We start from the raw sequence: 23,394 nt of genomic DNA on the forward strand, positions 1-23,394 counted from the left end.
CTCAAATGCCTGTAGTTCTTCTTCATCGCAACACCCTACATCATTCGCGGTGTTGCACTTGAAACTGGAGACTAAGGTTTGCAGGCATTTTGTTTTGTGTCCTGCTAATTTATCTGGAAATGAATATGTAAATTAATAAAACGTGTAAATCTTCCGGGTTTTCCTGTCGCGCACTGATTCGGCGGAAGATTGAGGCTTCAGTTGGCGCCGATTGCGCCGCCTTATTTGTCATGATTTCTTTTGTTAATTTTACCGAGAATCCAGATGCCAAATCCCAATGGAATTCCGGCTGCAGTTCCTGCTTTTATCGAGTAAGTGAAATTGCTGCTGCTGAAATAAAATTCACCGTGTGTAATGAGGAAATAAATTGCCACGAAGAATCTCGCTGATAATGTCAGTAACGATAATGATGCCGACAGGTAGATTATAAAAATCAGTATTTGAATAATATCTTTGATTTTTATCATTTATTTTTTTCTTCCTTGAGTTGATCTTGAATGCCCGAGGAGATGGCTTCTGAAATGAGAGACCCAGCACCTGATCCGACGATGTTGGATGCGCCGTTCGTTGTTACATTTTTTGCAGATTCACTGATTGCGTGGCCTATCTTTGCCCCGACTGCTGCACCCAGCACGGCTCCGACAATTGGACTCGTCACTTCCTCGCCTTTCAACGTCGCCCCAATCGCTGCACCACTGGCGCTTGTGGACACAGTCGCGACAATGCCCCGACCTTGAGTTGCCGCTCCGGTTGCAATTGCAACAAGGACATCGACGGTGCTCATTTCTTGCTCTCCATTGAGTGTTCGCTGGACTATGACGTTAGTTGTTCCACCAATAGCCCCACCCGCCGCCACGCCGGCCAAGGTCGCTGTGGCTCCACCAGCGATGGACGGTGCCGCGGCCATGAGAGTTGCCCAATTTTTCAACAGCGCTGTCGCAGGCTGAGCCGCATCCGTCCCCAATCCGCGGAGCAGGTCTGTCTGAGCTTGCTGAATTTCTTCAGCGGATGCGCCGTTCTTCGCCATGAATTCGCCCAGCGACGTTGATGCGGCTCCGGCCCTTACGATTCCCTGCGGCAGATCGAACTGATTGTTCTCCAGCTCTAGCCTTGACGCGATGCTCGCTGCGGTGGCATTCCCACCGGTTCCGGCCGTGATGCCGGCGACGAGCGATTCAATCAGGTTCATTCGGGCTTCCTTCTCGGGCTGTGAGAGCCCGTCATTGCTGGTATCTGCGACGGCGTTAAGCAAATTGCCGAGAACCACACTCGCCGCCCCGCCCATTGCCCCAGCGCCACAGTTGCTCCCGACGGCTGCAGCACCGGCACAGCCAACGATCCCATGCAAGGCAGTGCGGGCCGTTTCGCTCTTGAGGTCGTCCGCGATCTCCTTGACCTTTTCCACCGCGAGCGTCTGCAGATAGCTCACTGCGGCGCGCTGCAGGAATTCGCCTGTGCCAGCGGTAACGTTTCCACCGGCTGCCGCTGTGATCACGGTGACGATCTGGCGATATCGTCCGCCCGGCGCCCACTTCGCTGCGTCGACAAGCTGTCTGTCCAACTCCGCTAGCTTTGTCGGGTCGGTCTCGTTCTTGCGTGCTGCTTTTAGCGCTTCGTATTCCTTAGCCCGATTCCCCACAAACGTCCCCACCTCGCGCTGCAGCGTCCGCATGATCTCGAAGCTGGTTTCGATCTGCTCCTTGTCGAATTTGTTGGCGAGTGCGCCGCTGCCGTCCTTGTCCGATGACACGTCGCGATTGACGGCGGCTACCGTTTCCTCGGCCGTCTTGCCGGTTCGTTCCAGTTGGCTGGCTTCGTCGGTGATCTCGATCACGCCCGCACTGATGCCGCTGCGCGACGTGCTCGATGCGCTATCGCCAGCGGCCACCACCGCCGGCGGCTTAATGCTCACCGGCCCCGTTTTCGGCAGCTCGCTGCCCGGTGTGGCGTTCGCACCGGTTTGCGCGTCCCCCTTCTGGTCCGTGCCGAGCTTGGCGTTGTCTCCGAAGCCCATGCTGACGCCGCCGCCCAGGCTGATGCCAAAGGCGTCGTACTCTGCGTGGTTTTCTATGTCGCGCGTCGTCAACGAGCCGGTTTTCAGACGGTTCCTATCCTCGTCAGCGGCCTTATCGGTCGACGCGATAACGGCACCCGTCAGATCGGTGTTGCCCTTCACGGTGACATCAAAACCGCCGTCGCCCGCCTTGATCCCCGACTGCTCCGTGACGCTGGCGAAATCGCTGTTGACCTGCTGATGGCTGACGTTGATGCTGCCGGCCGCGCCGCCAAAGCCCACCGTGGCGCTTCCGCTGATCGATTGATCCTTCGATGCGTAGACGCTCGTGTCCTGCAAGCTCTCGATGTTCAAATCGCCGCCGATATTGGCAACGACTCGCTCGCCGACCACCGTCCCGCCTCTAATGTTCGTGTCGCCACCAGAGACAATCTCGGCCACGCCGCCCGCCGAGATATGGCTGTTGCGTTGGGTAACGTCCTTGCCGTCCGCCTTGCCACGCGACGCGCTGGCCTTGGCCGTCACCCCCATCGACATGCCATTGGTGCCCATGGAAATGCCCAGCCCGATGCCGCCCGACACCCCGGTCGATCTGCGATGGTGCTCCGAGGTGTCCTTGGCCGCAAGGATGTCGAGCGTGCCGTCGGAGGTGAGCTTGGCGTCGTGCCCGGCGTCGATCTCGCTGCCGCGGATTAGCAACGACGACTGATCTCCATCGCCGGTGGCCGCAACGGTGACGTTGCCGCCAGCACGCACGCTTGAGCCATTGGCCGTCGCGCTGTCGTTGGTCTCGCGGCTTTCCTGCTTGGATCCGCCGACCGTGACCGAGATACTGACGTTGGCCGCGTCCTTGAGGTTCTTGACGGTGTCGGCGGCATTCTTCACTGCGAGTCCGCCGGCAGCGACACCGAGCGCCTTCATGCGCGGGTCCTTGACCTTGCCGACCGCCTTGCCCATCTGACCGACGGTCTCCGCGGCATCCAGCAACGGGCTGGAGACGGCAACGGTCAATCCCGACTGCTCGACTTCCCGTTCATGCACGCTCCGCTCGCTGTCTTCACTCTCGACAATGGCAACGCGCTTGCCCGCAATCGTCACGTCACCATCGCGGGCAACCACCGTGCTGCCCGCCTGCCGGTAGTCGTTGCCTGCCTGAACGCTGACGTCCCCGGTCACCGAACCGACGACACTCCCCGTGTGATCGACCTGCTCGCGCCGCTGCTTTTCCTTCTCCGAGCGGCTGCCGATGGTGAAGCCCATACCACTGCCAAAGACGCCACTGGTCTGCTTCTCCGTAACGCTCAGCGAGTTGCTGCGGTCTTCCGCGGACGTGATCGTCACGTTCCGCTTCGCCCCGATCGTCATGTCGTCATCGGCCACCACCTGCGACCCGGTAATCGTGACGTCCCGCCCCGACGCGACCGTGACGCCATCGCCCGACAACGTGCTGCCTGTCGTGCGCGTACCGTGCGATTCGCGCAAATGTTCTTCAGTCGTGGAGGAGAGGAGGCCCTGCTGGGTCCTTCGCGACCAACGGGTGTCGTCGTAACGGGCCGAAACGCCGCCGATGGTCACATCGCCTGTCGCGACGACGGTGACGTCGGACTTGCCCGGTTTGGCCGACGTCGATGCCGATGCCTTGGTCGATGTCGATGTAGATGCCGATGCCTTGGCCGATGTCGATGCCGCCCCCGATGGCGTGCCATCGCCGGAACCCCCGCTCAGATACGAGCCGAGTATTTTCACTTCACCGGTCGTCGCGTCCCCCGACATCACATATGCGGTGACGCGTCGCTCATCGAGCAGCCGCTTGACGGCCGCGGCTTGCCCGGCGGCGACGGTGATCCCGCCGTCGGCCTGAACCTGACTGCCGCGCACCGTTTCCGCATACGAGTCCACCGACGCGGCATAGGTGTCGGTGTTCACACGCCCCGAGTCCGTGACGCTGCCGATGGCCGCGCCAATCTCCACGTCGCGGGCCGCCGCAATGACGACCGTCTTGCCCGCGTCGATACCGGTGCCCGCGGTGGACGCGTCGCGTCCCGCCACGACGGTAACGTTGCCGCCCGTGTTGACGGCGGTTGTGGCGTGATCCGTGACCTGCGTGTAATTGTGGTTATCACTGGATCCGCCGCCGAATTCGCGGTTCAACGCCACCGCACCCAGCGAGATGTCGCGTCCGGCAGCGAGGTCGGCGTCGCCACCGGCGTCGATTTCCGCGCCGTTGACCGAGAGATCTCGCCCCGCAGTGATCACCAATGAATCCAGCGCACCGATGCGCCCCTGCGATTCGACAGTAGTTGCCGAACCGGACTGCGATCCGTTCACCCACTCGCTCGTATGGGTCTGACTGGCGACGACAACGTCTCGTCCGGCGGTGACATTGACCTGCTTGCCCGCAATTTCGCCGCCGATGTTGCGCACATCGCGTTCGGCAACGACGTCCACCTGGCCAACGCTGCCCAAGCCGCTCGTGCCGCCGATCACACCGCGATTGTCGACGTCGCTCGCATGGACTCGAGTGCTCGCATCGCCGACGATCTGGCCGCTGTTGTTGAGGTTGTTCGTTGCCTCGACGATGACGTCCCGGCCAGTCACCAATGCGCCGCCCGGTTGCATGACGACGCGTTTGCCATGCGCCAGGTACACCGTCGGCACGAGCACGGTGGTCGTGCTGCCGTCCGGCAAGGTCACCGTTTGGCGGACCAGCCAGACAATGTCATCGGTGAGGGCCCGCATTTGCTCGGGCGAGAGTCGAATGCCCACGCGCAGTTCGAGATCGCGGCCCGCGCGGGCGCCTTGCGCCAGCAACGCGCGGAACTCGGCGTCAGCCGTCGCTGTGGCGCCACCGTCCTGGATGCCCAGCGACGCGCGTCCCGTCAGGGTGAGCACCTGCTCGCGCACCAGCTTCGCCTCGTAGAAGCCGTCCCCGATACGCCGCTCGATGCCGGCCGGGTCGACGCCGAGCAACTCGAGCAGGTAGTTGCTGGAGACGAACGCGCCGTAATCGGTGAATCGCGAATCGGTCTCGACGAGATACGGTTGGTCGGGGGCGGTCACGACCTTGAACAGGGCGCTGCGCGGCAGCTTGAGATCGGGGATCCCGCCGGAGACGCTATCCAGTGTTTGAACCGCGCCCGAGATCTCGGACGTCGCCGGCGTCGCGGTCAAGGGATCGACGCCGGCCGGCGCACCGGTCGCAACCGTCGTCGCGTCGGTGTCGACGGCAACGCGCGCCGACGTGCCGACCGCACTGTCCGTTTGCCGGCTACCAATGATCGTGCCGTCGACGGTGCCGGTCTCGATGGTGACGTCGCGCCCGCGAAGGCTTGTCGTCTGGTTCGACGTGATCAGGCTGGGCAGCCCATCGACGATGGCGCGCCGTTCCGTCACGTCGAGATCGACCGTTGTGAACCAGCTATCGCTGTTGCCGCTCTTCTCGTGCCAATAGAGATCCGACGATTGCGCGATGCGCTCCACGCGCTCGAGTCCCACGCTGCGGCTCGTGATGCGAGCGTCGTTGCCGCGAACCTGCAGGTCGCCGCCGGCGCTGATCGTCGACGCATGATTCAACGCGGTGCCGTTATCCACGTTCAGGCGGATCGTGCCTTGCGACGTGATGACGCCCGGCGCGGCGACGTCGCCCAGGACGTCGGTCGCGCTGCGAACGGTAATGCGGCGACGGTATTCATTGGTGTCGCGGCCGTCCTCGATGCCGTGTCCACGGCGGAAGATCCGAACGCCTTCCTCGGAATCTCCGGTAATGGTGTGGCGGGACTGATCGACGAACGTCGGCCGGATGTGCGCATCGGGTTCGTAGTCGGGCCAGAACTGGATGACCCAATTTCCCTGGCCGTCATCCGTGATCGACTCGAAATGCTGAACGGCGCGTTGGGTGATGTTGCGGCTGTCGTAATCTCTCGAGAAAAAATTCCGCTTGTACAACTCGAGGATGGGGTGCTCCAGCGAAAACGTCTTCTTGTCGGTGTCGAGTGCCGTCACCCCGCGCTTGGCGATCGTGACGCTGATGGGGCTGTTCACCGCGTGGAGCTTCTCTGCCGAGAGTGCCGCGCGCGCTTCACGCCCCCAACGCCACTGCGTAAAGGCTTGGTTGCGCGGATTCGGGATCAGACGGGATTTCCACACCTCTGTGCCGTCTGATCCCGTTTCCTGATACCTCTCTTCGATCATCGCCGGTTCGCCGTTCACGCTCAGGCTGTGGCTTGCATGCTCGGTCGGCAATTCTTCGCAGGCGGATGCCGTGCCGGCAGCGCAGCGTGCCCGACTCCCCGATTCGTTCGGCAATGCCACGTAGCCAGCGATCCAGACGTCGCGCACCGTCTGGGTCTCGCTCGTGTCGCCGCCTCGCACAATGTTGATGTAGCTGCGGTCGTTCACGAACTCGCGCGTCGCGATGTCGACGTCGCCACCGGCTTCGAGCACGGCCGAGCGGTTGATGAAGCTACCCGTCTGCTGCGTCAGATAGCTCTGCGCATCGCGCGTCTCGCCCGCGGCGACACGCAGGGCGCCCAGGCTGTAGAGCGTCGCGCCATTCTCGTTGAGGACATCGCCCGACACGAAGAGATCGAGTTGCTGAGTCGCCGCCATTACGGCGCGCTCGCCCGTGTTCACGAAGCTCGCGCCATCGAATCGAATGCGCCCGCCGATGACGGCGCCGTTGTTCGTGAAGCGGGCGCCGATCAGCCTGACGTCGTCGCCATCGATGCGCGTGTCGTTGGTGATGTCGTCCACCACGTTCACGAGGACCGAACTGCCTCGCAGGCGCCCTTGCGCCGTGTTGACGACGCGCGCGGCGTTCACCGTGAGTTGCTTGATGGCCCCAAGCGCGCCATGAACGCGCAACAGGCCGCCGACGTCGAGCTTGAGACTGCCGTTCGCTTGCCAGGCGTGGTCGGCGCCATAGGTAAAGTCGCCCGGCAACGAGACGTGCAGCTCGTTGCCCGCCCGTAACCGGGCGGTGCCGAGCAGGCGCTGGGTGCGCAGGATCAGATTCTGATTGACGGCGATTTCGCCGGAGCGGTGGTCCAGTTCTGCAACGGCAAGGGACGCATCGCGACGCGCCTGAACCGTCCCGGTGTTCTCGAACGCTTGTGTTCGTTGCGCATCCCGCCACATCACGCCGAGGTCGGTGCCCGAGAATAGCGTCCCGGCATTGCCGAGGGTGTCGCGTACCGCCAGCGACAGATCCGCGCCGGCGCTGATAAGCGCGTTCGGGCCATTCATCAGCGCAAACGTCGTGATGGATACGCGACCGTTGCCGCCCACCAATCCGACAGGACGATTCGACGCCGAAGGTCGGGTCAGCGCATTCGTGATGACGTTCGCCGTGAGGGTCAGGTCGCCGCGCGTGCCGTTGACGATCCTGCCGTCGGTGTTGTCGAGCGCGCTGGACGACAGGGTGACGGCTGAGTGCCCGCCGGTCGACGGATCGCCCGCGGTTTCCATGCTGCCGCGCGTGTTGTCGAGCTTGCCACCCGCCGTGACGTACAGCGCCTGGCCCGCATGCATCACACCGTCCACATTCGTGATGTGCTGCTTCGCTGTCGCGGTCAACGGACCACGCGCTTGCAGTCGCCCGAAGCGATTGTTGATGTCCCGCGTCGAGGTGAGCTTGAGCGCGCCGCCGGCGGCGATCCAGGCGTCATTGAGGTTGTCGATGCCGTTCGCCGACACGTTCACAGTGCCGTTGCCGGCAATGCTGCCGACGGACTTCGCCGCGTTCCCGGGTGCGGCGCGATTGCGTAGCCGTTCGCGCAGGATGAGGTCGACGGCACCCGTGCCGGCATTCGCGATGCGGCCACCGGCGTTGTCCAGTTGTCGCCCGGACAAGCGCAGGTAGCCATTAGGCGCGCTGACGTCGAACGTCCCCAATCCGTTGTCGATATTGCCGGTGGCCGCGATGCGCAGGGCGTCGCGGGCGCTCACGTGGCCGGTGCGGTTGACGACGCTGCCACCGGCGACGATGTCGAGGCGTTCGCCCGCGGTGAGGTAGCCGGCCGTGTTGAGCAGGTCCGAGGCAACTGTTAGCGCAAGGGACTTGCCCGCATGCAGCCGACCCCCGGAGTTGTCGAAGTTGCCCGTGGTGACGGTGACGTCTGCATTGGCCGCGATTCGGCCGCCTTCCGTGTTGGTCAGCGTGTCCTGAACGGCAACGGTCGTTGGCGTTTGGCCGCTGTTGAGCAGCGCGCCCGCCGCGTTGTCGACATCCCGAGCCTTCACCATCAGCGCATCGCTGGCTTCGACCGAACCCGCGCGGTTATCGAGGGTCTCGCCCACCTCCAACGTCACGGACTTCCCCGCCAGTTGCCCCGAAGCGTTGTTCAGACCTGCGTCGACGTTCGCGCGCAAGTGTCGCAATGCCGTCATGCGACCGAGTGCATTCGTGAGCCACTTCATGCGCAACAGCAAGTCGCCGTTCGTGCCAATACGCCCCTCGCGGTTGACGAGCGATTGCCCCTTGATGGACAGCGCGCCGCGCCCGGCATGCGCCACGGTGCCGCCGGTGTTGTCCAATTGGGTGGCGTCGATGGTGGCGTCATGGGCGGCGAAATGGATCTCGCCTCCGCTATTTTGCAGACGTCCGCTGATGCTGAATAACGCCGAGTGATCGGCATCGGTGCCAGTCTGTCGGATCGACCCGGCGCCGTTATCCAGATGCTTGGCGTGAAAGGAAAGCGCGCTCGACTGCATCACCCCGCGCATGTTGCGGATCGTATCGGCACGCAGGATCAACGTCTCGCCCGCGTTCAAGATGCCGTTGGCGTTGTCGAACAGCCCGCGCACGGCAAGGGTGACGTGATGCTGCGCGACGATGCGCCCGCCTGCGTTCAGCAAGGGGCCTGCCGCATTGGCGACGAGCGATCCTTGCGCCGTCCATGTCCCGCTGTTGGACAGCGACGCCGCCGAGAGCGCGACGTCGCCACGCCCGGCAATTTCCCCTTGGGTATCGCCCAGTCGTGCGTTGTCTATGCGCGTCTCGGCGTGAAGACGAAGGTCTGCGCCGCCCAGTGCGAGCAATCGTCCACCGCGGTTCTCGATGGCGTCCGCCTGCAGCGAAAAAGCGCCCCCGGATTGCATCAGCCCGCCCGTGTTCGTCATCGGGCCATGGATGCCGGCCGTCAGGGAACGCTTCGCGGAGACGGTGCCGTAATCGTTGCGCCAGGTGCCCGCGTCGATGGACAGGGCGCCGTTGGTGGCGAACGTCCCCCACGTGTTGTCGACACGCCCGCCGGCCAAGCGGAAGTCGCCTGTGCCGGCGTGCTCGATCTTGCCCGACGTGTTGTCGATGTGCCCGGAGGTCAGCGAGAAGTGGCTGCTGTTGGCATGTATCTGCCCCTCGCGATTGCTCAGCAGGCCAGACAGCGAGAGTCGGAACGGGGATGCGCCCCATTGCGAGATGCGTCCGCGGCGATTGCTCAGTCCGGAGGCCTCGACGTCGAGACCGGACGTCCTGAGCGTTGCGCCATCGTGGATCACATCGTGGCGTGCCGTGATGTGCGTTGCGCCGCCGACTTGCGTCGTTGCGCGGGTCATCGCGACGGCACCGCTGCGTGCTTGCATCCGCAGCCCGCGCAGGGTGGTCAACGTCGCGCCGGTGAAATCGAGCGCGTCGCCGATCACGGCGATGTCGCCGGTGGCCGAATGGGTGCCGCTGGCTTGCATCAGGCTAGCGGTGGAGAGCGACAGGTTCCCTGTCTCCCCGTGCGTGCCGTCGGCCTTGGCGCCGGCAGCCATCGCGCCCGAGGACGCCACGGTCGCCGCATCGGCGACCAGATGCCGTCCAGCGGACAGCGTGCCGGAGTGGCGCCACGTGCCGCCGGCATCGAGCGTCACGTCACGCGCGCCGCGCAGGGTGCCCGAACTGACGAGGTCGCGCGCGCTTCGCAGCGCCAGCGCGCCGTCGGCCACTGTCTCGCCTCGAATCGACAAGTCTCCGGCGGCGGCCGCACGCAGGTCCTCGCGAGCGTGAAGTCGTCCGCCGATGCGAAGTTGCCCGGCGCTGTTCAACACGAGCGAACCCTGGTTGGCGGTGATGTGCCCGTCCACGTTCACGCCCACACCGGCTTCCGTGCCGATGAGCCGGATTTTTCCGGCATACATCCCGCCCAGACGGGAGATGTCGAGCGCGAAAGGCGGCGCGCCGCTCGTGGCCGTGGCGCTGCGGTGGATGCCGAACGTGGCCGCGTCGATATCGTTCAGGCCCGCGATGACATCCAGTTGTTGCGCGTGAACGGCGGCGTTCACCTCGACGGCGCGGGCAAGAAGGGCGGCGTGCGTCAGGTTGCTGGCGTTCAGACCCTGACCGGTAATTTGCAGGCGTCCATCGGTCACGCGAAACGCCTCGAGCGAGCCGCTGCCGCCAAACACCGGCAGGCCGGTCGTGAGCACTCCGCGAGCGGTGTTGATGAAACCGCAGCCGTCGCAGGTCAGCCCGTTGGGGTTGCTGACGATGACTTCGGCCCGCTGCCCGGCCACTTCCAGATAGCCAGCGAGGCGCGATGGCAGCGTTCCAGTCACCTGGTTGACGATGATGCGTGCCGGCGCGCCCGCGAGGTTGGGATTACCCGGCACGAGTCCGCCGATTTGCGTCTGCACGATGCTGCGCGAGTTATTGAGAATCGCACCCTGCGTGGGGACGTCGAACTGCTGGTAGTGGTTCTGGGACACGCCCGCCGCGCTGGGCGCGGTGATGTTGACGAGCGGCAACCCGTTCGGTGTCGTACCGACACCCGGCGCGTGCGGGCCGGGGGAAGCGACGATCTGCGATGCCGCCGTGATCGGGAAGCCGAGAGCAAGCAGCGCCGACAGGATTGCGGAATGAAGCGGGCGCAGAACGCGTTGTCGTGGTGCCCCCGCATGCGCGCCGCCCGATTGGCGACGACGCGAACTGCGTGCGCCCCGGGGCGTTCGGCCGCGACGTACGTTCTCTCCGACCGCGACCCATTGGCGTTGGATATGACTGAAGATCAGGTGAAAGCAACGTGTGTTCATGGTCGGGACTCAGTAGCGAAGGGCGATCGACACGCCGGCAACGGCGGCATTGACGGGAAACCTGGCGGGATGGAGGAGGGGTTTGGCGAGGAACACGTCGTAGCTGGCGTTGCCCCACGGGCCGCCGTAAGTGCCGATTTGTCCGCGCAGGCCGATGACCGCACCGGCCAGCCGGGCGCCGGGGAGGTAGCGGGCGCTCGGGCCGAACACGCGGCCGTAGTCCAAGCCCGCATACACGGCGTGTGCACTCGCCGCGATCGGCACGTGCAACTCGTTGCGAAGGAAGAAGCCGCGCTCGGCGCTCAGGGTCTGGTCGCCGGTGAAGCCGCGTACGCTGTACCGGCCGCCGATCGCCATCTGATCGACGGCCCATAAGGCGTTGGCGGTGGTTTGTCCGTGGAACGTACCGACGTATCTGATGGAACGCTGCCCCACCGGAAGCGGTACGGACCACTGCACGTCCAGGGTGAACATGCGGTACCGATATGTCTGCTTCGTCGGCCGTTGGGTGACGGGGTCGCGCAGGTCGTCCTGAGCGCCGAACCATGGCATGCCCTGCCGGTAGTTAAGGGCCAGGTCCGCTTGCGCCGTGCCGAGATATCGTCGGTGCGTTGCACCGATCTGCAGATAGGTGTTATTTCGATACTGCTGGGAAATCTCGAAGTCTTCGATGAAGCTCCGGCCGAATCGGCGACCGAGCCGCGCGTCGAGCGCTGTCTTGCCGCCGCTGTCGCGATGAACGACACGCTCCAGCCGCAGCTCGACCGTTTGGTTGCGTCCGCTCGACACGAACGATTCATTTGCGCCCGCAATGCGTTGGAAGTACGCGCGCGTGCTGCCGAAGATCGAGACGGTGTGGTAACCCCAAGGCACCGAGTAGCTGGCGCTCGCGCCCCGCGTGCCGAACCGGTCGTCGCCGGTCGACAGGTCGTGCTGGACGGCGACGTCCAGCAGGTCGTTCAGGCCGAGCGGATTATCGAGACCGATCGCCAGTTGCCCCTGCAGGCGCCCGGTGTCGCGCGTACCGCCGTTGTCGACGGAGGCCAGCAGGCGCCACGGCCGCGTCCGTTGTATGTCGATCAGCACATCGCTCGAACCGGGGGTGTCACCGGGCTCGATGCGAATATCGGCATCCTGGCTCGGCAGGCGCTTGAGTTGTTCGAGTCCCTGTTCGAGCGCGCTCAACGAGAGCAGGTCACCGTCGCGCAAGGGGACTGCGGAACGCCAGGTGCCGCGTGTGGCCGGATCCGAGAAGCGCACCGCCGAGACGGTGCCGGGGATGACCTGAAGCGTCAGATGCCCATCGGCCATGTCCTGCTCGGGAACGATCACGCGTGTGGTGACCCAGCCCTCGGCCAGGATCGTTTCGGTGGCCGCGGCGGCAATCCTGCCTACCCCATTCGTGCCGGCGCATTGCCCGACGAACGGGACGATCGCTGCTTCGACAGACGCGAAGGGCGCTGGCAGCGGGGCGCCGCCCAGTCCCGTGAGCGTGACGCTGCGCAGCGCAACGCAGGGCGATTCGGCGGGAAGCCGCAGGTTGTCTTGAGCGGCCAGTGCGCCGTCGGGGAGGGCCGGCAGGCGAACGTCGGGCGCGTCGGCGCGTTGTTCGCGCTCGTCGGCCTCCCGGCGTTGGCGCTCCAGTTGTTCGTCCTGCACGCCTTGCCGCACGGCGTCGTGCAACGCGGACGGGTGGCCTTGCGCGATGCTGGCCGGGCACTGAAACGCGAGCCCACACGCCAGCAGGCTCGTGCGCAGGACGGCCGGTGTGCAAAGGACGTGGGGGACGCGAGGAACGTAAGGGAGGTAAGGGACTACGGCGCGAAGGCGGTGATTGAGAAATGCGATGAAGACCGGACGGTCACGATGTGCCACGGATGATGTTGCCCTTTTTTGTAGTCGAAACGGGGCATCGCGACATCACGCGCACGCCGGAATCCGCCATGGCGGAGATCGACGCGCACGCAGACGCGAATGCGCAAAAAGGGCGCAACAGTGAGCACGATGAACATGCAGCAGCCGGGGGGGCTTACACCCTGGCGTCAGGCCAGAGGTTGGAAGGAACCGTGAGTGACACGACGGCGAGAATTCTGGCAGACGAGCATTGCCAAATATTTCGGTTTTGGACCCATGGACGAAGTTTCGGAATCGTCCGATGGCCGCCTCAGACGATTCCCGTTCTAAGGGCTTTCCCGATCCGTCGAACATCAGGGTCTGACCACCTTGCCGGCCGTAATTTTTTTCGCTAGTATTTTAGGTATAAACTATTTACGATTTAACAAAGATCGGCAAACGCGACGCGATCTGTGAATCCGGAGGCTGGAGATGAATATCGTCTGTATCGGTGGCGGTCCCGCGGGCCTGTATTTCGGGTTGTTGATGAAGCTGCGCGATCCGTCGCATCGTGTGGTGGTGGTCGAGCGAAATCGGCCGTACGACACGTTCGGCTGGGGCGTCGTGTTCTCCGATGCCACCATGGACAACCTTCAGGAGGCCGATCCCGAGAGCGCCGCGCAGATCAACGCCGCCTTCAACCGATGGGATGACATCGACATCCACTTCGAAGGCCGCACGATCACCTCGGGCGGTCACGGCTTCATCGGCATCGGCCGCAAGAAGCTGCTCAACATCCTTCAGGCGCGCTGCGAAGCGCTCGGCGTCGAGCTGGTCTTCGAGACCGATGTCGACGACGACGAAGCGATCGCCCGCCGCTATCAGGCCGATCTGGTGATCGCGTCCGACGGCCTGAACAGCCGCATCCGCACGCGTTACGCCGACACCTACCGCCCGGACATCGACACGCGTCAGAATCGTTTCGTCTGGCTCGGTACGCATCAACGCTTCGACGCCTTCACGTTCGCCTTCGAGAAGACCGAGCACGGCTGGTTTCAGGCGCACGCCTATCAGTTCGATGCCGACACGTCGACGTTCATCGTCGAGACGCCCGAGGAAGTCTGGCAGGCGCACGGCATCGATCAGATGAGCCAGGAAGAGGGCGTGAAGTTCTGCGAAAACCTCTTCGCGAAGTACCTCGGCGGCCATGAGCTCATGAGCAACGCCAAGCACCTGCGCGGCTCGGCCATCTGGATTCGCTTCCCGCGCGTGATCTGCGAACACTGGGTGCACTGGCGCGATGTCGACGGCAAGCGCGTGCCCATCGTCCTCATGGGCGACGCCGCCCACACCGCGCACTTCTCGATCGGCTCGGGCACCAAGCTCGCGCTGGAAGACGCCATCGCGCTTGCCGACGGTCTGCGCAGCGAGGGCATCGATGCCTTGCCGCGCGTGCTGGCCGACTACGAAGCGGCGCGCGGCGTCGAAGTGCTCAAGATTCAGAACGCCGCCCGCAATTCGACGGAGTGGTTCGAAACCGTCGATCGCTACGCTCGCTTCGCGCCGGAGCAATTCGCCTACTCGCTGCTCACGCGCTCGCAACGGATCTCTCACGAGAACCTGCGCGTGCGCGACCCCGCCTACGTGGAAGGCTTCGAAGACTGGCTCGCCAAGCGTTCCGGCGTGACGCGCGTCGACGGCCAGCAGGCGATTCCGCCGATGTTCACCCCGTACCGGGCGCGCGAACTCACGCTCAAGAACCGTATCGTGATGTCGCCGATGGCCATGTACTCGTCGGTCGACGGTGTGCCGGGCGACTTCCACCTCGTACACCTGGGCAGCCGCGCGCTGGGCGGCGCGGGCATGATCGTCGCTGAGATGACCTGCGTGTCGCCCGACGCACGCATCACGCCGGGGTGCCCCGGCCTGTGGAACGACACGCAACGCGATGCTTGGAAGCGTATCGTCGACTTCGTGCACGCGGGCAGCGACGCCAAGGTCGCCATGCAGATCGGTCACGCCGGTCGCAAGGGCTCGACGCGGCTGGCCTGGGACGGCATCGATCAGCCGCTCGACGAGGGCAACTGGCCGCTGATCTCGGCCTCGCCGCTGCCTTACATCGAGGGCGTGTCGCAGACGCCGCGCGAGATGACCCGCGCCGACATGGACCGCGTCAAGGACGACTTCGTGCACGCCGCCCGCCGCGCCGCCGAGGCGGGCTTCGACTGGCTCGAATTGCACTGCGCTCACGGCTATCTGCTTTCGAGCTTCATTTCTCCGCTCACGAACCAGCGTCAGGACGCGTACGGCGGCTCGCTGGAGAACCGGCTGCGTTATCCGCTGGAAGTCTTCCAGGCGGTGCGCGACGTGTGGCCGGCGGCCAAGCCGATGTCGGTGCGGATTTCGGCGCACGACTGGGTGGAAGGGGGCATCACGCCTGACGATGCCGTGACGATCGCCCGCGCCTTCAAGGACGCCGGTGCGGATCTCATCGACTGCTCGTCGGGTCAGGTCAGCAAGGACGAGAAGCCGGTCTACGGTCGCATGTTCCAGACGCCATTTGCCGACCGTGTACGCAACGACGCCGGCATTCCGACGATGGCGGTGGGCGCGATTTTCGAGGCGGATCACGTGAACAGCATCATCGCGTCGGGCCGCGCCGATCTGTGCGCGCTGGCGCGACCGCATCTCGCCGATCCGTTCTGGACGCTGCACGAAGCCGCGAAGATCGGCTACAAGGATCTGCCGTGGCCGTCGCAGTACTATGCGGGCAAGCGGCAGTACGAGACCAATCTGGAGCGTGCGGCCGCCTACGCTCAACAGATCGGTAAATAAGGACAGTTCATGACGTCAACGACAATCTCGGCCGGCGCGTCGCCAGCATCGCTGGCGGGCGTGCATGCGTTGGTGACGGGCGGCGCACGCGGTATCGGTGAGGCCGTGGCCCGATCGCTGCTGGCGCAGGGCGCACGGGTGACGCTGCTCGGGCGCAATCAGGCCACGCTCGCGAGCGGTGCACACGCGTTGGCCGGGCAGGGCGAGGTGTCCTGGGTCAGCGCGGATATCTCGGACGCCGCTGCCGTCGCCGCGGCTTTTGCACGCGCGGTCGGCCGCTTCGGCCCGGTGCAGGTGCTGGTGAACAACGCGGGGCAAGCGCTCAGCGCGCCATTCGGCAAGACGGACAGTGCGCTCTGGCAACAAATGATCGACGTCAACCTGACGGGGACGTTCCACTGTATTTCCGCCGCGCTGCCCGGGATGCTGTCGGCCGGGTGGGGCCGCATCGTGAACGTGGCGAGCACCGCCGGGCTGATCGGGTATCCGTATGTGACTGCGTATTGCGCGGCCAAGCACGGCGTGGTCGGGCTCACGCGCGCACTGGCGCTCGAAGTGGCGAAGAAAGGGGTGACGGTGAATGCCGTCTGCCCGGGGTATACGGAAACGGATATCGTGCGCGACGCGGTGGCGAATATCGTCGCGAAGACCGGGCGCAGTGAAGACGATGCGCGCGCCGAGTTGGCCCGCCGCAATCCGCAGGGCCGCCTCGTGCAACCGCAAGAGGTGGCCGACGCCGTGCTGTGGCTTTGCCAGCCGGGAGCGGGTGCGGTGACAGGACAATCGATCGCGGTGGCGGGCGGCGAAGTGACCGTCGGCTAAGCACCCATGCACACACTATTTGAGGAGATCGGCCAATGAGTGACGTGAAACTGACGATGGCGCATCACAAGCGCACGTTCGCGAACTATGAAGCCAAGCACTTTCTGTGGTCGGTGTCGAACGACGCGCAAGGGCGCGCGAGCGTGGGCACGATCACGCTGAACCGTCCCGACAAGAAGAATCCGCTGACGTTCGACTCGTATGCCGAGTTGCGCGATCTGTTTCGCGGTCTGGTCTACGCCACGGATATCAAGACGATCGTTGTGACCGGCGCGGGCGGCAATTACTGCTCGGGTGGCGATGTCCACGAGATCATCGGCCCGCTCACGCGGATGAGCATGCCCGAGCTGCTCGACTTCACGCGCATGACGGGCGATCTGGTCAAGGCGATGCGGGCCTGTCCGCAGCCGATCGTCAGCGCGATCGACGGGATTTGCGCCGGCGCCGGCGCGATGATGGCGCTCGCCTCCGATATGCGTCTGGGCACGCCGCAGGCGAAGACGGCGTTCCTGTTCGTGCGGGTGGGGCTGGCCGGTGCCGACATGGGCGCGTGCACGCTGCTGCCGCGCATGATCGGGCAGGGACGCGCGTCGGAGTTGCTGTACACCGGTCGTGTGATGACGGCCGAGGAAGGCCTGCAGTGGGGCTTTTTCAATGCCCTGCATGACAGCGGCACCGTGCTCTCGGCGGCGCAGACGTTGGCTGATCAGATCGCCTGCGGCCCGACGTTCGCGCACGGTGTGACCAAGAAGTTGCTGCATCAGGAGTGGAACATGGGCGTGGACGAGGCCATCGAGGCCGAAGCCGAAGCGCAGGCCATCTGTATGCAGACGAAGGATTTCCGCCGCGCTTACGACGCTTTCGTCGCCAAGCAGAAACCGGCGTTCAAGGGCGACTGACGCGAGCGAGACGATGAGCGATATCACTCCCCACAATGCGCGCAATGGCGACTTTCTGGCATGGCCGTTTTTCGACGAGGCGCATCGCCGGTTGGGCGCGGAACTCGACGCCTGGTGCACGCGCGAACTGAAGGTCGATCACCACGCGGATACCGATGCGACATGCGTGTCGCTGGTGCGCCAACTGGGCCGTGCGGGCTGGCTGAAGTATTGCGTGAGCGCGCGTCATGGCGGCGCGCTGGATCAACTGGATTCGCGGGCGTTGTGCGTGCTGCGCGAGACGCTCGCGCGTCACGACGGTCTGGCCGATTTCGCGTTTGCGATGCAGGGCCTGGGCAGCGGCGCGATCACGCTGGCGGGCAGCGACGCGCTCAAGCAGCGCTATTTGCCGCGTGTGGCTTCCGGCGAGGCGATTGCCGCGTTTGCGCTCTCGGAGCCGAATGCCGGTTCGGACGTGGCCGCGATGGCGTGTTCGGCCACGCCGGAGGGCGACGAGTATGTGCTGAATGGCGAGAAGACGTGGATTTCGAATGGCGGCATCGCGGACTTCTATTGTGTTTTCGTGCGCACGGGCGAAGCGCCGGGCGCACGCGGTATCAGCGCGTTCGTGGTGGATGCGGACACGCCGGGCTTGACGATTGCCGAGCGAATCGATGTGAGCGCGCCGCATCCGCTGGCGCGTCTGAAGTTCGAGAACTGTCGTGTGCCGGCGTCGCAGCGTTTGGGCGAGGCGGGGCAGGGCTTCAAGGTGGCGATGATGACGCTGGATATTTTCCGCGCGTCGGTGGCGGCGGCGGCGCTGGGCTTTGCCCGTCGCGCGCTCGACGAGGGGCTGGCGCGCGCGAAGTCGCGCGAGATGTTCGGGCAGACGCTGGCTGATTTCCAGATTACGCAGGCGGCCCTGGGCGAGATGGCGACGTCGGTGGACGCCGCAGCGTTGCTGACGTATCGCGCGGCCTGGCAGCGTGACGTGCAGGGACAGCGTACGACCCGCGAGGCGGCGATGGCGAAGATGTTCGCGACGGAGTCGGCGCAGCAGGTGATCGACCGCGCGTTGCAGATGTTCGGTGGCGCGGGGGTGGTGTCGGGCGCGATCGTGGAGCGTCTGTACCGTGAGATTCGCTCGCTGCGGATCTACGAAGGGGCAACGGAAGTACAAAAACTGATCATCGCGCGCGAACTGCTCAAGGACGGCTGAGCGCGGTCTGTGGCGGCGCGCAGGCGCCATGCTTGATTACCGGGGGCAAGGAGAAGCACATGGAACGATCTGGACATCTCGACACTTTCGCGCGCGACAATCTGCCGCCCGTGGATCAGTGGCCCGAGTTTCTGCTGGACAATCCGGACGTGGCGTACCCGGCGCGTATCAATTGCGCCGCCGAACTGCTGGATCGCGCGATTGCGCAAGGTCGCGGCGAGGCGCCTGCGATTTATTCGGTGGAGAACGGTCAGACGACGGTCACGACGTACTTTGGTTTGCGCGAGATGGTCGACCGCATCGCGCACGTGCTGCGCAACGACATGGCGCTGGTGCCGGGCAATCGCGTGCTGTTGCGCGGACCCAATAACCTGTTCATGGCGGCGGCGTGGCTGGCAGTGATCAAGGCGGGTCTGGTGGGCGTGCCGACGATGCCGTTGCTGCGCGCGAAGGAACTCAAGCAGATCGTCGACAAGGCGGAGGTCGGCGCGGCGCTGTGCGATGGACGTCTGAAGGATGAACTGGAGTTCAACCGCCGGGCGGACCATGAGTATTTCTGTCCCGGGTTGACGCAGGTGGTGTACTTCCACGACGTGGGTGAGGACTCACTGGAGGCCCGCATGGCCCGCCAGCCGGCAAGCTTTGAAGCTTGCGATACGGCGGTGGACGATGTCTGCCTGATCGCTTTCACGAGCGGCACGACGGGGCAGCCGAAGGGCACGATGCATTTCCATCGCGATGTGTTGGCGATGTGCGATCTGTTTCCGCGTCATGTGCTCAAGCCGGGGCCGGAGGACATTTTCTGCGGCACCCCCCCGTTAGCGTTCACTTTCGGTACGGGCGGCCTGTTGACGTTCCCGTTGCGTGTCGGTGCGGCGACGGTGTTGTTGGAGAAGCTCACGCCGGACAGTCTGCTGCAGGCGATCGAGCAGTACCGCGCGACGATCTGTTTCACGGCGCCGACGTTCTATCGTCAGATGGCTGCGCTGGTGGGCAAGTACGATCTGTCGAGTCTGAAGAAGACGGTGTCGGCGGGGGAGGCGTTGCCGGATGCAACGCGTCAACTCTGGAAGCAGGCGTCGGGTATCGAGATGATCGACGGCATTGGCGGCACGGAGATGATTCATATTTTCATCTCGGCGGCGAACGGCGACGTGGTGCCGGGCGCGGTCGGCAAGCCGGTGCCCGGCTATATCGCGATGATCGTGGACGAGAACATGCAGCCGCTGCCGCCGGGCACGGTGGGCAAGCTGGCGGTGAAGGGGCCGACGGGGTGTCGATATCTCGCGGACTCACGTCAGACGAATTATGTGAAGAACGGCTGGAATCTGCCGGGCGATACGTTCCGTTGTGACGAGGCCGGTAATTATTACTATCAGGCGCGCTCGGACGACATGATTGTCTCGGCGGGGTACAACATCGCGGGCCCGGAGGTGGAGTCGACATTGCTGCAGCATCCGGCGGTGGCGGAGTGCGGGGTGGTGGGCGCGAGCGACGAGGCGCGCGGTCAGATTGTGAAGGCGTATGTGGTGCTCAAAGCGGGCCAGCCGCGCGACGATGCGATGGTGAAGGCGCTTCAGGAGTATGTGAAGGCTAACATCGCGCCGTACAAGTATCCGCGGGCGATTGAATTTGTCGATGCACTGCCGCGCACGGAGACGGGCAAGCTGCAGCGCTTCAAGCTGCGGCAGATGGCGCATTGAGGCGAGGGCGGGGCGCTCCAGTTGGCGCCCACTCACGTTGACGCGGTGTGACGACGAGGCATGCGGGGGGAGAGGATATGTCGGAAGCTGAGGTGGCGGCGCACGCGTTTGTGAAGCCGTTGTTGGTGCGGTTCAAGCATTGCGATCCGGCCGGGATTGTGTTCTATCCGCGCTATTTCGAGATGATGAACGATCTGGTCGAGGACTGGTGCGCTGAAGGGCTGGGTCTGTCGTTCGGCGAGATGCATTTGCGTAATGCGATGGGTGTGCCGACGGCGAACATTGAGTGTCGCTTCAGTGCGCCGAGTTTTTTGGGCGAGACGCTCCAGCGTTCGCTGGAGGTCTCGCGTCTGGGTCGTTCGTCGATGACGTTGCGGATCCGGTTTTCCGGAGCGAACGACGAGACGCGTTTGCAAGCCACGCTGGTGTTGGTCTGGGTCGCGAAGGGCGAGGGCGGCAGGCCCGCCCCGATCGCGGTACCCGACGCCCAGCGCGCGGCGATTGTGCGCTTTGCCGCACCTGATTCTGTTATTGAAGGAGTGTCCTGATGCTGCAAGTTCTGCAACCCCCCGAATGGGCGAAGCCGCGCGGCTATGCGAATGGCATGGCTTTCGAGATGACGGCGGGCAGCCGCATTGTGTTTGTCGGCGGTCAGATCGGCTGGAATGGGCAGCAACGTTTCGAGACGGACGATTTCGCGCTGCAGGTGCGTCAGACGCTTGAGAATATCGTGGCGATTCTGGCGGAGGGCAACGCGAAGCCGGAACATATCGTTCGCATGACGTGGTATGTGAAGAATAAGCGCGAGTATGTGGAGTGTTATCGCGCGATTGGGGAGCATTATCGCGCGGTGATCGGTCGTCATTTCCCGGCGATGACGGCGGTGGAAGTGGCCGATCTGGTGGAGGACGAAGCGAAGGTGGAGATCGAGGTGACGGCGGTGGTGCCGGCGGCGTAGGCGTTGGGGATGTTAGGTAGGTGAAGGGGGGAAGCAGGATGGCGGGCATGGTCTGACGACGCCGGTTTTTCCTCTCGAAATGCGGCTTATGGCGAATCCGGCTGGGTTGGGGTTTGTCCGTAAGCCGTTTTGCTTTTCAGGACATATAGTCGTTATAGGCACACGTTGCGTGAGCGATCGGTGGCGATCCCGCCGGGAGGTACGCAATCATGAATGAAAACGCGTCGTTATCGCGCGGCGGGGGGTGGCTGTGGCTGTTGTTGCTGCCTTTCGCTGGCGTGCTGTGGGTGCCGTTCTACAACCGGCTCGAGCCGTCTCTCTTCGGTTTCCCGTTTTTCTATTGGTATCAGTTTGCGTGGGTGTTGGTGACCGCGCTGCTTACGGCGTGGGTGCACCGACGCACGGCGCCGGCTGACGCTGCGACGGGAGGTCGATCATGAACTGGACGGCCACGGTGGTTTTTGTCGCGCTGTTTGTGTTTGTCACGATCGTGGGGTTCGTGGCGGCGCACTGGCGACGCGGGGATCTCGCGCAGCTCGACGAGTGGGGGCTGGCAGGGCGGCGCTTCGGCACGATTGTCAGTTGGTTTTTGCTCGGCGGGGATCTGTATACGGCTTATACGTTTATCGCTGTGCCGGCGTTGGTGTTCGGCGCCGGCGCGCTGGGGTTCTTCGCGTTGCCGTACACGATTCTGGTTTTCCCGTTTGCGTTTGTGGTCTTTCCGAAGCTTTGGCAGGTGTCGCGAAAGCACGGCTATGTGACGGCCGCGGATTTCGTGAGCGCTCGCTACGGCAGCGGTTGGCTAGGGCTGGCGATCGCCGTCACGGGGATCGTGGCAACGATGCCGTACATTGCCCTGCAACTGGTCGGGATCGAGGTGGTGATCGGCGCCCTGGGCTTCCACGCGACAGGCTGGCTCGGCGATTTGCCTCTGATTATCGCGTTCGTGATTCTCGCCGCTTACACATACACCAGTGGATTGCGCGCACCGGCATTGATCGCGATTGTGAAGGACACGCTGATTTATCTGACGATTATCGCGGCGTTGATCGTGATTCCGACTCGCCTGGGCGGAATGTCGCATGTGTTCGCGGCAGTCCCCGCAGGGAATCTGCTGCTGAAACCGCCATCTGAAGGTTCGCTCGCAGGCTACAGTGCTTATGCAACGCTGGCATTGGGCTCGGCGTTCGCGCTGTTCTTGTACCCGCACTCGATTACGGCGCTGCTCAGCGCAAAGAGCGGTAATACGATTCGACGCAATATGGCGCTGTTGCCCGCCTATACGCTGCTGCTCGGGTTGATCGCCTTGCTCGGCTACATGGCGCTGGCCTCCGGGGTGAAGTCGATGCCCCAGTTCGCACCGTATTTCGCGCAATATGGGACGAATTTCGCCGTGCCGGCGCTGTTCCTCTATGCCTTCCCTTCGTGGTTTGTCGGCGTGGCATTCGCCGCTATCGCCATCGGTGCATTGGTCCCCGCCGCCATCATGTCGATCGCCGCCGCGAATCTCTATACACGTAATGTGCATAAGGAATTCCTGAATAAATCGGTGTCCGCTGCGCAGGAGACGCTGATCGCAAAACGTGTCTCGCTCGTGGTGAAGCTCGGCGCCCTGTTCTTCGTGCTGTTCTTGCCGCTTCAATACGCGATTCAGCTTCAACTGCTCGGCGGTATCTGGATCATTCAGACGCTTCCGGCAATCGTGCTCGGACTCTATACGCGATGGCTCGATCATCGCGGCCTGCTGATCGGCTGGTTCGCCGGTATCGCAGTCGGTACGTGGATGGCCGCTTCTACAGGCTTCAAGTCCTCTGTCTTCGCTCTGCACATCGGCTCGCTCACGATGCCCGGCTACGCCGCACTCTATTCGCTCTTCATCAATCTGGTTGTCGCCGTTCTGGTGACGGCGCTCGTCAAGGTGCTCGGCATGCAACCACGCTCTGATGCCACCCAGCCAGAGGATTATTCAGACGCAGTCCATTCTTGAGGGGGGTGTTTTGCTGGCGGATCGGGGCCTCAACACCGCTCCCCTAGACGGACCGAGGCCCCTTTCCGCCTCTCAAACATAAACCCAACTCGCTGCAGAAAGGGGCCCCGGTCCATCCCCCCTCCACGCCCCC

At 63.9% G+C, this 23,394-nt stretch carries 11 protein-coding genes; 9 read left to right on the forward strand and 2 right to left on the reverse strand.

Annotation, left to right across the window (positions count from 1 at the left end):
• Nucleotides 1–463: 463 nt before the first annotated feature.
• Together PSO31014_RS21855 and PSO31014_RS21860 are read right to left on the reverse strand one after the other, a co-directional pair.
• A complete protein-coding gene (locus tag PSO31014_RS21855; protein WP_150553537.1) occupies nucleotides 464–11,026 on the reverse strand; it encodes a hemagglutinin repeat-containing protein in 10,563 nt (3,520 codons plus the stop codon).
• Nucleotides 11,027–11,035: 9 nt separating this feature from the next.
• Entirely contained in the window at nucleotides 11,036–12,901 is a 1,866-nt protein-coding gene (locus tag PSO31014_RS21860; protein WP_150553538.1) for a ShlB/FhaC/HecB family hemolysin secretion/activation protein, read from the reverse strand.
• 450 nt (nucleotides 12,902–13,351) lie between these two features.
• On the opposite strand from PSO31014_RS21860, the gene PSO31014_RS21865 reads away from it, so the two are divergent.
• The 9 genes from PSO31014_RS21865 (at nucleotide 13,352) to mctP (ending at nucleotide 23,261) form a co-directional block, all read left to right on the forward strand.
• Nucleotides 13,352–15,694: a bifunctional salicylyl-CoA 5-hydroxylase/oxidoreductase gene (locus PSO31014_RS21865; RefSeq protein ID WP_150553539.1), complete on the forward strand. Its 2,343-nt coding sequence runs from the start codon at nucleotides 13,352–13,354 to the stop codon at nucleotides 15,692–15,694.
• 9 nt (nucleotides 15,695–15,703) lie between these two features.
• Nucleotides 15,704–16,516 (forward strand): SDR family NAD(P)-dependent oxidoreductase, encoded by an 813-nt coding sequence (locus PSO31014_RS21870; protein ID WP_150553540.1) that lies wholly within the window; start codon nucleotides 15,704–15,706, stop codon nucleotides 16,514–16,516.
• A gap of 35 nt (nucleotides 16,517–16,551) precedes the next feature.
• Complete coding sequence (locus tag PSO31014_RS21875; protein WP_150553541.1) at nucleotides 16,552–17,415, forward strand: enoyl-CoA hydratase family protein; 864 nt, start codon at nucleotides 16,552–16,554, stop codon at nucleotides 17,413–17,415.
• Nucleotides 17,416–17,428: 13 nt separating this feature from the next.
• Nucleotides 17,429–18,613, forward strand: coding sequence for an acyl-CoA dehydrogenase family protein (locus PSO31014_RS21880; RefSeq protein WP_150553542.1), 1,185 nt, complete (start codon nucleotides 17,429–17,431; stop codon nucleotides 18,611–18,613).
• 59 nt (nucleotides 18,614–18,672) lie between these two features.
• Entirely contained in the window at nucleotides 18,673–20,316 is a 1,644-nt protein-coding gene (locus PSO31014_RS21885; protein ID WP_150553543.1) for an AMP-binding protein, read from the forward strand.
• A gap of 77 nt (nucleotides 20,317–20,393) precedes the next feature.
• On the forward strand, nucleotides 20,394–20,864 hold the full coding sequence (locus PSO31014_RS21890) for an acyl-CoA thioesterase (protein ID WP_017231831.1): 471 nt from the start codon (nucleotides 20,394–20,396) through the stop codon (nucleotides 20,862–20,864).
• A 2-nt stretch (nucleotides 20,865–20,866) separates the two neighbouring features.
• Complete coding sequence (locus PSO31014_RS21895; RefSeq protein ID WP_026131573.1) at nucleotides 20,867–21,274, forward strand: RidA family protein; 408 nt, start codon at nucleotides 20,867–20,869, stop codon at nucleotides 21,272–21,274.
• Between the two features lie 209 nt (nucleotides 21,275–21,483).
• Nucleotides 21,484–21,714, forward strand: coding sequence for a DUF3311 domain-containing protein (locus PSO31014_RS21900; RefSeq protein ID WP_150553544.1), 231 nt, complete (start codon nucleotides 21,484–21,486; stop codon nucleotides 21,712–21,714).
• Nucleotides 21,711–23,261 (forward strand): monocarboxylate uptake permease MctP, encoded by a 1,551-nt coding sequence (mctP, locus tag PSO31014_RS21905; protein WP_150553545.1) that lies wholly within the window; start codon nucleotides 21,711–21,713, stop codon nucleotides 23,259–23,261. Before PSO31014_RS21900 ends, mctP begins: the two co-directional genes overlap by 4 nt.
• Nucleotides 23,262–23,394 lie beyond the last annotated feature (133 nt).

It is taken from the genome of Pandoraea soli, assembly GCF_902459595.1.
GTDB lineage: Bacteria > Pseudomonadota > Gammaproteobacteria > Burkholderiales > Burkholderiaceae > Pandoraea > Pandoraea cepalis.

What these genes read in the sequence shown, in the direction of transcription:
- PSO31014_RS21855 (WP_150553537.1), bottom strand. Translation starts at nt 11,026, where the DNA reads ATGAACACACGTTGCTTTCACCTGATCTTCAGTCATATCCAACGCCAA.
- PSO31014_RS21865 (WP_150553539.1), top strand. Translation starts at nt 13,352, where the DNA reads ATGAATATCGTCTGTATCGGTGGCGGTCCCGCGGGCCTGTATTTCGGG.
- PSO31014_RS21870 (WP_150553540.1), top strand. Translation starts at nt 15,704, where the DNA reads ATGACGTCAACGACAATCTCGGCCGGCGCGTCGCCAGCATCGCTGGCG.
- PSO31014_RS21875 (WP_150553541.1), top strand. Translation starts at nt 16,552, where the DNA reads ATGAGTGACGTGAAACTGACGATGGCGCATCACAAGCGCACGTTCGCG.
- PSO31014_RS21880 (WP_150553542.1), top strand. Translation starts at nt 17,429, where the DNA reads ATGAGCGATATCACTCCCCACAATGCGCGCAATGGCGACTTTCTGGCA.
- PSO31014_RS21885 (WP_150553543.1), top strand. Translation starts at nt 18,673, where the DNA reads ATGGAACGATCTGGACATCTCGACACTTTCGCGCGCGACAATCTGCCG.
- PSO31014_RS21890 (WP_017231831.1), top strand. Translation starts at nt 20,394, where the DNA reads ATGTCGGAAGCTGAGGTGGCGGCGCACGCGTTTGTGAAGCCGTTGTTG.
- PSO31014_RS21900 (WP_150553544.1), top strand. Translation starts at nt 21,484, where the DNA reads ATGAATGAAAACGCGTCGTTATCGCGCGGCGGGGGGTGGCTGTGGCTG.
- mctP (WP_150553545.1), top strand. Translation starts at nt 21,711, where the DNA reads ATGAACTGGACGGCCACGGTGGTTTTTGTCGCGCTGTTTGTGTTTGTC.